Raw genomic sequence first — 13898 nt, forward strand, 5'->3', positions numbered from 1 at the left:
CCGTCAGGCCGGCGTTTGGCAAAAATCTGCAACAGGTACGGATAAATGTTTGCACCAGGCACTGCCGCTCACCATATCCTGTATTCGTGCACTGCCTGTGCATTCCGGAAACCTACCGGCTAAGTGGAAAGGTATTTATGACGGTATCCCTTACTTCTGCAATGATGCATGCGAATACTCCTTTAGATTCGAGTTAACTGAGTAACAGGGACAGCGTGGCCATTCCTGAAGCAGGCGACCAGCTAGTGGTGGGTTTTGAATATCCCAACGATTTTCTTTTACAACAGGCGGAATGTTTCATGGAAAGAATACAGCTGACGGCGGGACCGAACCTCCTAAATCCATACAAAGCCGGAACGGCATTACAATTCTGATAAACTGCAGGATCGGAGCATACCCCTGCAAGATCCTGGCGGCAGTACCTTATTTATGCATGTAAAGCCAGCATCAGGAGTACCCCGGGATATTTGAGCTGAGTGCCGGAGCAACTTACTTATGAATCCCGGAAGAATTCGGAACCTTTGGCAACATGCCGCCCACGACAGGAAATAGGGCCGCTTTCCAAATGCTATCGGGAACCGTATTCTGTACTCAATTAATGGAAATGCCGGTTCCGGTAAATTACCTGTAGGATAAAGATTGTTCGGAAAAGTCCGGAAGCAAGATTTCTCTGCTTAAAAACCAAAGATCCGCGCCACTAGCAAAAACTAAAAAGAACAAGCTATTACTTTTATGAAAAAAGAAGATTTCACGCAACTGATCCATCATCATACCGAGTATTTTAACCTTCGGGAATTTTGTGCCGGCAATAAAGAAGGCATGCCAAAAAAACAGGAAGTGAAAAATGTGATGATAACCGAATGCACAGCAGGAACAGGCGGGAGCCGGTTCGTATCGATTAGCACCCGGAATTGCAGCTGCTTCTCGGTATATAAGGAATATGGCCCTACAGGCATCATCCGCTGTAAGTGGGTGACATTCCGCAACCGTGGCGCTGCCGTAGGAAAGAAGTATCTCTTCGGACCTGACGGAAAATTAACCGCGGCTGAAGATGAGGAAGAAGGTTTCGGATATACGCCCCACCAGGTAATCCAATTCTGCCGGGAAAACCATATCAACCTCTTTTCGGAGGATACCTGTATTGAAAGGTATGCGAACCGCCGGAATAAAGAATTTTATTACATTATCCGGTATCTTGGCCGGTACCAGGAAAAATCGGGAATCATCGTAATGGTCCTGAACGGCCATGACGGAAATCCCGAACGTATTATCGTCACCGATGCCGGTCTCTGAGGCATTTTATGTCTAAAAAGTTCTATGCTTATGTATCATACTTTAGATACAAAAAATTATAGTGGAAGAGTAGGAATTTATACTTTTGAAACAAGTTTAAAATGTTGCCGATCTCATGAGAACCCCCTCTATTATTGGGTCGGGAAGTAAATAAAAATTAAAACAACAACTTTATAAACAATAATTACCAGGATTAAATTATAACGATTTATGAAACTTTTCATCTCAGTGCTTTTATTATTTTATGCCTCTTCTGCCGGTGCACAGACGGCTGCTTTTATCTCAAAGGAAAAACTCTATCCCGCGCTGAAAGGCTATAGCGCGAAACAGGCCAGTCTGGACACGCTGAAGGTAAAGCTATACAGAGAAGTCCGGCAGGAAGAACAGGGCCTGCAAAAGAAATATCAGGCTATCATAAATCCGTATGCCCCCGGGCAGAATGAGACCCTTGAAGAGCTTCAGACGCGGATGAGCAAACCCGATACGGAAAGGCTGAAGCTGCTTCAGGAAGAGCATAAACTACACGAATCCAGGATTATAAGCTAAAATAACCAAATAACCGACCAATACAACCGTGACCTTAAAGCTTATGTTGAAACTGCTAATAAAGAAATAGAAGTCTATGCCAGGAAAAACAAAATAGACATGGTCTGGTATCTGGAAGATATTAAAATGGCACTTCCCTATTACAACAACGCGAAAGATATTACAGCTGTTATTGCGGATCGTGTAAACAAAATGTTTCCCTGACCGAAATACATAATTACTCATTCACCTTTGAGAAGGATTGATATTTAAAATATACATATATGAAAAAACACAATGATTATTAGTCCTCTCAAAGGTTTTTAAAAATAAAGAATTTATTATCGACGATTTCATACGCAGGCTTACTTCAGCTTGTTGTATGGTAACCATGATGAGATTGGATTTTGTAATACTCAGACATCAGAGACCGGTTCATTTTGTTCAGCTTCGGAACATCGCAAAAACCCGTTCCGGAGCTTTCCGAAAAACTGATATGCTTTCGAAACAATTTGTAAGGCTTCTGTTCAGCCTTGCAGAAAACAGTATCCCGAAATACGAATAAAACGTATTTAACGGAAAGCAGAAGTGCCTCATGATCGGATGGCAGTACCGTAAATCTTCATTTTAATAGTCAAACCAATATATATCATAGAATTTTATTTTTCTGGCGGATCCAAAAGATTCATCTAAAATATGAAAAATAATTTCCGCCTTATGACGAATCTGCTATTAAGGATGTACCTGTGCCCTATCATCCCGTGTGCACTCCTGCTGTAGCAAAAATATCGGCCGGCAATAGTTTTATGTGTAACCTGTAAAGGTAAGTTTTATACAAGGCTGATATCTCCGGCCGGATCAATTTCATAGTGCTATCATATCCGGCCGGAGTTTTTAACAATGCATCTGATTATTTTTTAATAAAAATACGGTAATATGAATTTTAAAAATTTTCACCTGGGGAAGCTTATAAAAAACAGGGTGCAGGAACTTGATATTTCGGCTACCCGACTGACAAAATTTATGAAATGTTCCGAAGAAGAGCTTGAAGAGATGTACCTGTCGGAAAGCCTGGATACCCTTGTTCTCCTCCGGTGGTGCAAAATACTGGAGTACGATTTTTTCCGGATCTACTGCCACCATCTTATCCTGTACGCTCCGGTACCGGAATATTCCAAGGCCATAAATCATGAAAAAGGCCAAAACATAGGCCTTCCGCAGTTTCGTAAAAATATATACAGTGAAGAACTTATTGATTACATTCTGGACATGATCAGGACAGAGAAAAAAACAAAACTCCAGGTGATAGAGGAATATGGAATCCCGAAAACAACCTTGTATAAATGGATTTCCAAAAGAACAGTTATTAAAAGCTGATAAAACCCGTTGCCGGAACAGAATCTATTACCATTTTAGAGATCGTCTGAACAAGAAGTAAAGGGATAGGTTTATAAGTCATCTTTTCAACCCATATATGGTATTCTCATTTTTCAGCCTCACTGAACGAATTAGTTACTATATACTGAGTAACTCATGAAAACGGATCAACAGGCGCCAGGGATTGCTTATGATCCTCTCCATATAATTTGTCCCGTAATTTTTTAACCAAATTAATTGATGTAAATAAACAGATGAAAGAATACATTCATTTACTTGGTAAAACCAAAAAAGAAATTATTCAGGAAATGGGAGATGAATATAATCATTATCCCGCCGAAACATGGACATACCTGCTAAAAAGAAACTGGCTGAGACAAAGAAAAATACTTATTCTTTATTTTGGAGATCATGGGGTTGAAAAGATAAAAGTTTGTTATACCTGGTAAAAAATATAACGTTTAATTATGTTTTATTTAATTTTTGCAAAGCGATTTAACAGTTATGAGTGGAAAAAATATCCACAGAAAAGAAAATACTACCTCAGGAGCATTCTTAAAGGCGGCCTGATCATCGGAAAGCAAGCCGAGGAAGTAGAACAAATGCTGGGTAGAAATGAATCATGTTCACAGATGAAAAACCGCTGGACCTATGCGCTGAATACTGATATTAAAACCCATAAAAAGTACTTCCTGGCAGTGTATTTTGAAAATGACACTGTAATAATGGTGAGAAAAGAATTTAAAACAATACTTTAATATCCTATGAGAAAAAAAAACATAGATTATAAAAAACTGTATACGGAAATGATCTTTGAAAAATATCCGCAAAAAGCATCAGCATGCGGCACTATTCTGAAAAAAAAAGAATTTACGGTGATGGATGTAATCCGGCTGAATAAAATTATTTCTTCCGGAAAAGCCCAGAACATCAATCAGAAATATAAATCCTACGACCGTACTGCCATATTTGAAATCCTTGAATATCAGAAGAAACACCGCTTAAATAATNGCTGAATAAAATTATTTCTTCCGGAAAAGCCCAGAACATCAATCAGAAATATAAATCCTACGACCGTACTGCCATATTTGAAATCCTTGAATATCAGAAGAAACACCGCTTAAATAATGTAGCGACCGCAAGGCATTTTAACATCAGCAGAAATACCTTAGGAAACTGGAAGAAACAGTTTCTAATATAATAAATGAATAAATAATCTTTATAAATGCCGGAATAGTGTCTTTCACTCTGATATCACTTAATTACGGGCACCACTTTCATGCTGAAAAAAATATCAGTTCATCCATATTATGCAACGGCTCCCATATCAATGATGGGGGCTGTTATTTGGAAATACCTGTAAACAGCTATAATACCTTTATGGACGACGAATATCTTCAGGCCCAGATGGTGCCACGCGCGTCAAATCCCCTACATCGTTAAAGCACCTGCCGCAGGGGGTACTCTTTGTCATGTACTTAAAAAGGAACCCCCAAAAAATAAACGATGTCTCTATGAAATGCCTGAAAAAAAAAACTAAAAACCATCTGTAATAAATGCCTGATGCCGGTAAGCCCCCGAATCGGGCATTACTAATTTACTAAACCCGTGAAAAAAAAAATCCTCTTCAGGATCCGCTCCATGCAGATGGGCGGGGTACCCAAAGTCCTGATCGATATTGTAAGAAACCTGGATCCCGAGACGTTTGAACCTTTTATTGTTACCGATCTGTATCAGGGAGAACTCATTGATGAGATCCCAGGGAATATACAGGTATTCTCGATCTCCCACGGAAGACAGGAGATGAGCAGCCTCTTCCCCATACGGCTCGTTCAGCTGGCACTCAGAAACCTTAAAGTAAGTATCTACAGGCTCTTCCCCATACTCTACCGGAGAAAAATCGACATTATTCCCGATATCGAAGTTGCCATTCTCCATTCTTCCCTCCGTGAGATGCTCAAAAGCCCGTTTAAGAATTCACGAAAAGTCTGCTGGTTCCATACCGATGTAAAATGGCACCACACCATCGATTAAGCCAGGAAGATTGCCCGGGGGATGCTAAGCTGTGATGCCAATGTTTTTGTGTCAAAAAGTACGCTGGAAACCATGGAAGAACTGCTGCAGGCCAGAATTCCCAACAGCCATTATATATACAATACTTTTAACGCCGGGGAAATCCTGAAAAAAGCTGCGGAATCCCTTACCTCCTCCTTGGAAAAAGAGATCATGGCCAGAGAGAACCTTATGGTCTCAGTAGGAAGACTTTGCCACGCAAAAGGTTATGATATGCTCATCCAGGTCCATGCGGAACTGATGAACGAAGGGGTCTTCCACCATATTGCCGTTGTGGGGGACGGAACAGATTTCCAAAAGCTGCAGAAGATGATCCGCAGGCTCGGCGTACAGGACTCGTTCTTCCTGCTTGGAAGCAGGCTTAATCCCTACCCTTATATGCTCGCTGCGAAATGCTACATTCAGCCTTCCCGGTATGAAGCGTATCCGCTGGCAGTGGGCGAAGCTCTGATCCTGAACAAACCTCTGATCAGCACAATAGCCGGAGGCATCCCGGAACTCATTATCCATAGAAAAACAGGACTCTTATGTCAGTTTAACAAAAACGCCCTAAAGAGAACCATTTCCGAAATGTTATATAATCCACACCTCAGAAGAGATATCAGAAAGCATCAGCGTGAATTTGATGCTGAAAAAATATACTGCCAGATCAATACCCTTATGGAAGAACTCCTGCTCCGATAAACAAAGACCGGATCCTTTTCCTTTTCATTTCAGTGACATCAGTAATCGGAGTTCCCTCACCATATTCTTAAAAAGCACATAAAAAACAGGATACGGTGTTGTATCCTGTTAAAACTATTTAATAATTTAAATATGAAAAGAATGATTTCTAATAAAATACCTTCAGGCAATCGTATTATTTCTTGATTCCCTTTACAATCAGTTCTTTTCCACTGTCTTCAGTAATGATAATTGTATACACGCCTTCGGTAAGAAAGGATGTATCCAGTTTGTTCTGATTTCCGACGAGAACCGTGCGCCCTGCCTGGTCTTTTATTTCAACTTTTCTTATTTTCTGATCCGACATTACTGATAATTCCTCCCGGAAAGGATTACTGACGGAAACCGTAAAACCATTGCTTTTTTGATCTCCTACGATTCCCAGTGTTGACGAAGACTGCTGAACAGTATATCTTGTAATATTGTTGTCATGGATCGCATACAGATAATTGTCTTTCGCGAAAATATATCCCAATGATTCATAGGAGATGCCCGATAATGGAAAAAATGCATTCCCGTTTATATTCATCGCGGCCCCGTTCAGGGAATAGCCGCTCACGCCCCATACCGTATTTCCCTGCGGATCCGTAGATGACGCCGGCATTATGATCAGATTATTGTACATAAGCGGATCCATTGATCCGCCGGAGTAGGTAATCCCATTGCTTGTAAAAGACATAGGGCCGGATATTACCCCGTTATTTCCGAAGGTTGTATCCATTATTCCCAAAGGGTTTGTTTTGGTAAAGTAAACCGTATTTCCGTCTGATAATTTATTAACAAATGAACCGTCATTCTGCGTTGACACAATACTTTTCGCAAATCCGGCTGAAGATGGAACCGACGAGTTCTTTACCTGTGCATAGCCATTATTTCCATAGGTAATATCCAGATTTCCGGTTGTAAGATCTATTTTTCTCACATTTAAAGGCCCGGAATTCGACGAAATAAATTCAAAAATGAAATTATTCCTGTTAAAAAAGAAATCATAGGTATCATTCGGATCACCGGCAACAGGTGAACTAAGGGTAATACTTCCGTTAGCACCATAAGTAAAATCAGCACTTCCGTCTGGCAGAAATTTATTAAAACTGCTTTCCGCACGTACAAAAATTTTCCCGTCGTCAAGAACGGTTTTATATATCCAGTCTGTAACATTCTGTATCCCGGTTGATATAAAATTGGGATCAGGCTGCCCGCTGCCGGTAAGGTATTTTATATTACCGTTCAGGTAGAAATAACTGCTGTTGGCATAAAAATAATAGGGTTCGAAATCAGTAAGCTTAATAACACCGCCACTTCCAAAGGTATTATCGAAAGATCCATCGGAATTTAATCTTACAAACTGGGATTTTAAAGTAGGATCCGAAGCATCGGAATACGGATATCCTAAGAATATTTTATTACCCTGAAATGTAGAGTTAATATTAGGAATTAGCAAAATGTAGCTGAACATTGGGGTTGTCCCCGTATTAATGGTTACTGTTCCGTTATTGCCAAAACTAAGATCTTTTGTAATACTAATCTGGGCATGCACAGTAAGCGCAAATGATGCTGCCAAAGAAAGGCTGATAATTTTTCTCATAAGTATTTTTTTATTTCACAAAGATAATCATCATCTACCGAAAACCCCTTGAAAATAAGGTCTAAATATTTAGACAATTTTCTTCTTGAGTATATAAAGAAACATTTTTTCTTTTACGGATGTTACCGGTTTGAATAATGTACCACTTTACTCCATGTGCAGAACACCATAAAATCTCTTTCCTTATTTATGCATCAGCCAAGGTGAAATCAAAAAAAACTCTTATTCAACAATACGTATCTATAGAAGTCTTTATTGATGGGAGTTTAAGTAAATCGAGGTATACAAAAGTGGTACAGGATCAAGATGCTGCAACATCTTTTTTTACTTTTCCGTATGAATCCCGTCACATTAAGCAATTGTAAACCCGTATTTTATAGTATTCTACAATAAATTTAAAATACAATTGTACTACTTTTGTACACTTATAACCTTGTAAATTACTTTAAATCAAACAATTAACAATTCCCGAATGCGACCGTGATAATTGATACATTTCGCCTGTACACCTCAGTTTTCATCTAATTTTATAACGAAAATAAAGTAAGAATCCTTACAAGTATACTCAAATTTTCGATTAAAATGTTTTAATCAATTTCGTTATTAATTCTCTGTTAGATTTACTAACTCCAAAATATTTTGATAGGCATGGCCATTTACGAAGTGCGGAACTTGTTTGCTCAATAACATTCTCTATGAATTCTTTTGATAGTTTGGCTTCGCTTCCTAATTTAGTCAGATGTTTGACGGTAATATTTCGTCCTTCTCCCATTACCATAGTGCTTTGTTCGCCACCTGGTCCAGTTGAGAAAGTAAGGTCGTAAGCGGGTGATAATCTCCATTCTCCAAATTCATTCATCACAAACGAAAAATTCTTAGCATGGTCGTCTCTATTGTGCGCCATAACATTGAAAACAGCTAACCGAAACATTTTTTCTACCTCTCGAATATCCTTGGTTAAAACACCCGTTAATGATAATAAATCTTCATAATCAAGAGATGGAAACCTAAAATTACTGTGAATAAGTCCACTCACTGTATGCATATGGAGACGCTTATTTCCTTCTCTATCAAAACGTTTAACGGCAAAATAGCCATTCCCTTTCTGTGAAGGAAACAAATGAACTTCAGGCATTTTAATTCCTGCATCAACAGCCATTAAAGCGTAAACGTATTCTATTGCACCCGCATCTTTTCCATCTAATGAGTTTGGAAATTTTACCATCCAAGGTTCAAAATCCTCGCCTAATAAATTCGCTCCGTAGGATATATTTTTTCTTTCTGCATCAACGCCAATCAATGCTTTTGGCCGTGCTCCAGCAGAGGATCCGTTCAAAGCCAAAAGTTCTGCAATCACTTCTTCTGAATCACCTTGCAAAACGTCTTCTGTTTGAGTAGCCAACACATCTAAATCAATTATCTGATTACTACTATCCGGGCTCTGATCCGGCTCATAAATCAATGAGCCCATACCGTGCAATCCAACGTACGTTAAACGGTCAAGTGGTGAAATGTCAAATGAAGAAATTCCTTCCGAGCGAAGCAAACGGTCAAAAAGTAATCTACCCCAACCGTCAGGCAGGCTATCATTGAAAACACCAGCCAACCCTTCAAATGGATCTTTTGGAAGCTCTATCACATCTCGTTGCAAAGGAAGTCTTATAGGTGAAATTTCTAAATTGGTTTGCAGAAATTCTTCATCGTATTGAAAATAGATGATACCATCACGAATTGCCAAACGTCCAACGGGTTGAATTCCAGAACCAAAATTCAATCCTACTTTTATTTCTTTGATGGCTGTTTTCATCTTCTGCTTCCTCTTTTTTTAATAGGCTTTTCCTTCGATTTTAGAACATCATCGATAGATTTAAAATTCTGTTCTTTCGGTTTTAAAGCATCAGCCATTTCTTCTAATCCACCAACCACTGAAAGCAGTTTTAAAAATGAATCCAAAGAAATCAAGCCTTTTTGCTCAAATTTTCTGAGGGTTGGTAAAGGAACTCCCGACCTTTCCGCCAAACCTTCCTGTGTTAGATTCATTTGCAATCGTCTTTCCCGGATATTATTAACTAATTTTTTTTGAGTTTTGGATAAAGAAACAAATAACATAATAGTAGCATTTAATATAAAAATATAGTAATAAATAATATTATTGTATTACAAATATAGTGAAATTGTAATTCCAACTAACGTATTATTCAATTATTTTTACTGTTTGGAATTACCATGCTGCTTCGTTCTATCAATACTTAAATACTTTATATTAAAACCAGCTCAATTATGCATACAGCGTGTGCACATTCTCAAATGTTCTGTAAAACTAGCAATAAAGCTTATTTTGTCTTTTAGAAAAACGACTTTCAAACTTAGGTTGTAGTTGTTCTGAAAGATATCTTTTAAGAAACTTTAATGTTATTTAGATTATATATTTTGTTGTATTTGTTATATTTTCTCTCTAAAAACCAATGGTTATTTCTTACTAGTATAGAGCTCTATGAAAACATAATCTATAATATCATAGATTGTGATTTATTTCTCTTACAATCCTAATTTAATATTGATGATTTTAATTATGGAAGTTCTATTCCATTTATGAAGTGTCGATAATTAGATTCTGTTCTGCCAATTTGAACAAATACGCCAATTAAATAATGGTAGTTGTCATTGGAGTCGGTAAGATCTTCTAATTTTCTAATATCAGAATCAATATCATTATTCCACCAACCTTTAAATTCAGCAACTAACTTATTCTCTTCATTTGAATCTCGTCTATGAATTATCAAATCCGGTCTTAAACCGTTTGGAAATCTTCTTGATGTTTTTGCACTGCCATGATTTTTGTTATATTCGGAGTCTAAATCTAGAGTAGCGTATTGGGTTTGATTCAGCAAATTGCTCAAATGAACTCCTGTTCTAAATACAAATGCTTGTTCTAATCCTTCTCTGTCACCTTGGGCAAATCGTAATAAAAATCGTTCTTCTTGATAAACTAAATTAACAGCATTTTGAAGAATGCTAACTAAATATTCCTGTTCTTCAGTCATTGATTTTAATCTTTTTGTGAGATTTTTTTAATATTAGTTTTACGAATTTAAAAATCTTCTTTAAATTTTTTATAATTGTCATTATCTTTCCAAAATGCAAAACATTCTGTAATTTTTTCAATTTCAAATTTTTTGTTAGCTTTTAAATCTTCCCAATTTTTATTATAAATATCTTGACACAATTTATAAAAGCCGTCTCCTTGTTCTTTATCTTTACCTTTATGAATAATTAAAGCACTCAATAGAGGTCTTTCTTTTTCATACTCATGTAATGATATATCTCCTAGCCATTCCCCAATTAATTTTCTATGTGACGGATCGTCAAAATTTAGATTTAGTTGGAGTTGATTATTTAGTTGTGAGTAACTCCAGGTTGTTTTAGATCGGGCTAAATCAATCAATTGTTTTCTTATTTCATGAATCATGATTTTAGTTTTTTGATATTATTTTTTTTGATTTGCTAATCATTGTTTTTTAGACTTAGTTTTATCCACTATTAACGTTTTGCCGCTTTATGGAGGCGAGGATTATTAGCAATTAACTTCACTAGATGCACATCTCTAAAATTTAGCACTGCACTTTCGAACAAGCACCAAAATCCGTATTTGTAAAACGGCTGATAAGCTACTGATCTATTTGTCATTGAGTAGATAAATTTTACTTAAAGCCCGTTTTAATTCTCCAGTATTTTTTAAGTTTTCTTTAATGTCTAAAAAATAATTTAGAACTAAGTCTTCATTTCTGTCTGGGAACAAGAAACTTGTATAATCATTGTTTGATAAATCAGATGCTTGTTCATTAAGTCGTATAGCGCAAACTAAATTTGAAGCTAATTGATTTTTTGAAAATCCCCAACCTGTATGGCAAAACCAAGCGTCTTGCCTGTCAGGTCTCGTATTTTCTATAAATTTTGGTTTTATTGATTTGTGAGAAAAAACCACGTCTTTTTGACATCTGAAAATAAAGATGGTAGATTCTGAAAAATCATCAATCCTTCTAGTATAAGCTAATCCATCTTTGTCAATCATTAACTTATTTGTAGCAAACCAAGTCGCTACATTTATGTCTTTTGTTAAATCTAATCCAACACTTGGTAAGCCGTAATGTTGAGCGAATCCCAGTGAAATAGGAGTAAAATGTGGTGAGTTTTTTATTTTGAAGACATCCTTTCGGTATTCTTCATAATCAGCAGCTTTTAATTTCTTTTTTAAATCAATACCGACATCATTTAACATTAAAGCTGTTTGGCTATGCCAAAGTCCATAAATAAAAAACTCATTAAAATCGCTTCTTATAAAACTTGGTTTGAAAGATGGTTCCTTGGCTTTAACATCGCCAAATAGAAACAAATTTTCTTCTAGTGTTCGTTCAATTGTATATAAACTAGTTTGACCGCGAAGAAGAATTTCGTGATCAGGATTTTCATTCGCAATTTGCGAAATCAAATTGGAAAGTTTTTCATTATCTTCAAACCTATAAACAGGAATTTTTCTAAATGGAACTCTAAATTCATCAATAATTGTGTGAGAAGAATTGTTTATATAATAACTAATATCTTTGGAGATCCCATATGGGCAATCAACATTCTTGTTTAAAACTCTCCCATAATTATCATCAATTAAAATATTGATTGAATCCCCACTTTTTTTACTTTCTGCTAAAACTGAATGTATACCAAATTCGTTTTGTATTGGATATATATTGTAGAATCCAGGGTAGTCTAATTTACTGTCAGTTGTAATTATTGTTTGCATCAAAGTTTCAATTTTATATTCATATTTTCTGCTAAGTATGCAATAATGAAATAGGAAAACGCTGTAGATACTTTAGAATTTATGTACAAATTATCCGTTTGTTTATTTGAATCAGAGGTAGTACTGTTGATGTCAATTATTTTATTAAAAAAAACAATTTGTCCTATTAATTCTGTGTGAAATTGAGAAAATGCAGACATTGTCAAATTCACAAATAAATCCTGAGACGTGATTTCAAACAAATTTTTATGGTGGTTAATATTAATCTGAACTAATTTGCTGTTTTGCTTTAAGTAGTCATTATAAAATTGGACTAACTCTTTTTGCATTTCAGATTTATAGATATCCAGTAGCTCTTCATTTATAATTATGCGTTGGCATATTTCATTTAATAGCTTGGAATAATTAAATTTTATTAATTGATTGAATATTTCTTTATTTCCACAGGGCAGAATGATTGTTGATTTTTTAGTTGTCTCACTTTTATTATTCAAAAGCGATAATAGTTCTCCTACATTTTCAATAAAGTCAAGAGATGTTAGTCGGCAATTGAAATGTTTAGAAAAATCGGCTATTATCTTACTATTGTCTAATATCATTGGCTTATAGCTATGCACTGTGGATCATTTAGGCTTCCATCTACTTTCAAATTTACTCATTACGTCAATCTGATTTATAAAACTTTAGTGAAGCCACTTATGCAACTAATATAAGATTTTATTTTGATCATTAAGCGCTTAAACATTTATTTCATCAAAGAATTTCATTGGATTAACTATTCTTTACTTTTTAAATAAAAATCCGTACAGATGGAAACACATTGCCCAGACTCAAAATACCTTTGGAAACATTCAGCAAATCAACAATCAAAACTTATTTATCATCTTTTTTTGAGATTAATTTTACCTTATGTGGCGGGTCGTAGATTGGTAGTATGTATCTAGGTCGGGTCTTAAGGCATGAAATCTGACCTAGTAATTTTTAAGATTATATTTTTTCTGTGAATGTAAAATAATTAATAGGGAAAGCTTTATTATACCTAATATATGGAGTATACTTATCCGAAATTATGTTAATTACTTGACTATAACTGTCTCCATTTATAGCTTTTTCTGTCATAAAATTTTGGAGATATATAAACATTTTCAAGATTGTTTATTATATGAAACGATAAATATTTCTGGAATTCAAGTTCATTAGAAATATTATTTAACTCATCTAAGTATTTCATAGCTAATAAATCATCCAGAAATGCAGCTAAAATAATAACTGTTCTTTAGGCAAAAGTTAAAACAGTTGTGAAAAAATCAGAATAAGAAATACTTTCGCTATTACTTAAATTAAATGGATTACCATTTTTGAAATGCCCTGGTGTAGAAACACCTGCACACGAAACGGGACATCTATATGGATATTCGTAACAATAATATTCTAAATCTTCATAGTTTTTATTTATTAAAATTTCATCTAAGCGTTTTTTTGGAATTTCTAAGAAGCTGTTTGAGTTAAATTTTCTTAGCCAAT

At 35.8% G+C, this 13898-nt stretch carries 16 protein-coding genes; 8 read left to right on the plus strand and 8 right to left on the minus strand.

From position 1 onward, the window contains the following. Window positions 1-215: 215 nt before the first annotated feature. The 8 genes from ACED20_RS18530 to ACED20_RS18565 all read left to right on the plus strand — a co-directional run bounded on the left by ACED20_RS18530 (window position 216) and on the right by ACED20_RS18565 (window position 5952). Window positions 216-374, plus strand: a complete 159-nt coding sequence (locus ACED20_RS18530) for a hypothetical protein (RefSeq protein ID WP_294241077.1) — start codon at window positions 216-218, stop codon at window positions 372-374. A 358-nt stretch (window positions 375-732) separates the two neighbouring features. Continuing rightward, complete coding sequence (locus ACED20_RS18535) at window positions 733-1293, plus strand: hypothetical protein (RefSeq protein ID WP_345766145.1); 561 nt, start codon at window positions 733-735, stop codon at window positions 1291-1293. A gap of 210 nt (window positions 1294-1503) precedes the next feature. Beyond that, window positions 1504-1839: a hypothetical protein gene (locus ACED20_RS18540; RefSeq protein ID WP_294322781.1), complete on the plus strand. Its 336-nt coding sequence runs from the start codon at window positions 1504-1506 to the stop codon at window positions 1837-1839. Between the two features lie 915 nt (window positions 1840-2754). After that, window positions 2755-3195 carry a transposase gene (locus ACED20_RS18545; protein WP_294198216.1) on the plus strand — a complete coding sequence of 147 codons (441 nt, stop codon included), beginning with the start codon at window positions 2755-2757 and terminating at the stop codon, window positions 3193-3195. Window positions 3196-3449: 254 nt separating this feature from the next. Then, window positions 3450-3644: a hypothetical protein gene (locus ACED20_RS18550; protein WP_294220694.1), complete on the plus strand. Its 195-nt coding sequence runs from the start codon at window positions 3450-3452 to the stop codon at window positions 3642-3644. Between the two features lie 18 nt (window positions 3645-3662). After that, on the plus strand, window positions 3663-3953 hold the full coding sequence (locus tag ACED20_RS18555; RefSeq protein ID WP_294322783.1) for a hypothetical protein: 291 nt from the start codon (window positions 3663-3665) through the stop codon (window positions 3951-3953). Window positions 3954-4803: 850 nt separating this feature from the next. Then, entirely contained in the window at window positions 4804-5229 is a 426-nt protein-coding gene (locus tag ACED20_RS18560) for a hypothetical protein (protein ID WP_378106244.1), read from the plus strand. A 21-nt stretch (window positions 5230-5250) separates the two neighbouring features. After that, a complete protein-coding gene (locus ACED20_RS18565; protein WP_294322787.1) occupies window positions 5251-5952 on the plus strand; it encodes a glycosyltransferase in 702 nt (233 codons plus the stop codon). Window positions 5953-6127: 175 nt separating this feature from the next. Here ACED20_RS18565 and ACED20_RS18570 read toward each other — a convergent pair whose 3' ends face one another. The 8 genes from ACED20_RS18570 to ACED20_RS18605 all read right to left on the minus strand — a co-directional run. Further along, the gene (locus ACED20_RS18570; RefSeq protein ID WP_378106246.1) at window positions 6128-7576 is read right to left on the minus strand and encodes a hypothetical protein; all 1449 of its coding nucleotides are present in this window, start codon (window positions 7574-7576) and stop codon (window positions 6128-6130) included. A 577-nt stretch (window positions 7577-8153) separates the two neighbouring features. After that, complete coding sequence (locus ACED20_RS18575) at window positions 8154-9383, minus strand: type II toxin-antitoxin system HipA family toxin (RefSeq protein ID WP_378106248.1); 1230 nt, start codon at window positions 9381-9383, stop codon at window positions 8154-8156. Beyond that, the gene (locus tag ACED20_RS18580; RefSeq protein ID WP_294314378.1) at window positions 9380-9685 is read right to left on the minus strand and encodes a helix-turn-helix transcriptional regulator; all 306 of its coding nucleotides are present in this window, start codon (window positions 9683-9685) and stop codon (window positions 9380-9382) included. The genes ACED20_RS18575 and ACED20_RS18580 overlap by 4 nt, the downstream gene beginning before the upstream one ends. Before the next feature lie 461 nt (window positions 9686-10146). Next, window positions 10147-10620 (minus strand): hypothetical protein, encoded by a 474-nt coding sequence (locus tag ACED20_RS18585; protein ID WP_294314377.1) that lies wholly within the window; start codon window positions 10618-10620, stop codon window positions 10147-10149. Window positions 10621-10667: 47 nt separating this feature from the next. Further along, entirely contained in the window at window positions 10668-11045 is a 378-nt protein-coding gene (locus ACED20_RS18590; RefSeq protein ID WP_294314376.1) for a hypothetical protein, read from the minus strand. Window positions 11046-11252: 207 nt separating this feature from the next. After that, the gene (locus ACED20_RS18595) at window positions 11253-12374 is read right to left on the minus strand and encodes an FRG domain-containing protein (RefSeq protein ID WP_294314375.1); all 1122 of its coding nucleotides are present in this window, start codon (window positions 12372-12374) and stop codon (window positions 11253-11255) included. Continuing rightward, on the minus strand, window positions 12374-12973 hold the full coding sequence (locus ACED20_RS18600; RefSeq protein ID WP_294314374.1) for a hypothetical protein: 600 nt from the start codon (window positions 12971-12973) through the stop codon (window positions 12374-12376). The genes ACED20_RS18595 and ACED20_RS18600 overlap by 1 nt, the downstream gene beginning before the upstream one ends. A gap of 677 nt (window positions 12974-13650) precedes the next feature. After that, window positions 13651-13898: hypothetical protein (locus ACED20_RS18605; protein WP_378106252.1), on the minus strand; the 248-nt coding region annotated here is incomplete at its 5' end.

It is taken from the genome of Chryseobacterium sp. sg2396 (assembly GCF_042610505.1).
Classification (GTDB): domain Bacteria; phylum Bacteroidota; class Bacteroidia; order Flavobacteriales; family Weeksellaceae; genus Chryseobacterium.

Bases quoted from the DNA above. Each gene is read 5' to 3' on its own strand.
- ACED20_RS18535 (WP_345766145.1), top strand. From the start codon at position 733: ATGAAAAAAGAAGATTTCACGCAACTGATCCATCATCATACCGAGTAT.
- ACED20_RS18540 (WP_294322781.1), top strand. From the start codon at position 1,504: ATGAAACTTTTCATCTCAGTGCTTTTATTATTTTATGCCTCTTCTGCC.
- ACED20_RS18545 (WP_294198216.1), top strand. From the start codon at position 2,755: ATGAATTTTAAAAATTTTCACCTGGGGAAGCTTATAAAAAACAGGGTG.
- ACED20_RS18550 (WP_294220694.1), top strand. From the start codon at position 3,450: ATGAAAGAATACATTCATTTACTTGGTAAAACCAAAAAAGAAATTATT.
- ACED20_RS18555 (WP_294322783.1), top strand. From the start codon at position 3,663: ATGTTTTATTTAATTTTTGCAAAGCGATTTAACAGTTATGAGTGGAAA.
- ACED20_RS18565 (WP_294322787.1), top strand. From the start codon at position 5,251: ATGCTAAGCTGTGATGCCAATGTTTTTGTGTCAAAAAGTACGCTGGAA.
- ACED20_RS18570 (WP_378106246.1), bottom strand. From the start codon at position 7,576: ATGAGAAAAATTATCAGCCTTTCTTTGGCAGCATCATTTGCGCTTACT.
- ACED20_RS18575 (WP_378106248.1), bottom strand. From the start codon at position 9,383: ATGAAAACAGCCATCAAAGAAATAAAAGTAGGATTGAATTTTGGTTCT.
- ACED20_RS18580 (WP_294314378.1), bottom strand. From the start codon at position 9,685: ATGTTATTTGTTTCTTTATCCAAAACTCAAAAAAAATTAGTTAATAAT.
- ACED20_RS18585 (WP_294314377.1), bottom strand. From the start codon at position 10,620: ATGACTGAAGAACAGGAATATTTAGTTAGCATTCTTCAAAATGCTGTT.
- ACED20_RS18590 (WP_294314376.1), bottom strand. From the start codon at position 11,045: ATGATTCATGAAATAAGAAAACAATTGATTGATTTAGCCCGATCTAAA.
- ACED20_RS18595 (WP_294314375.1), bottom strand. From the start codon at position 12,374: ATGCAAACAATAATTACAACTGACAGTAAATTAGACTACCCTGGATTC.
- ACED20_RS18600 (WP_294314374.1), bottom strand. From the start codon at position 12,973: ATGATATTAGACAATAGTAAGATAATAGCCGATTTTTCTAAACATTTC.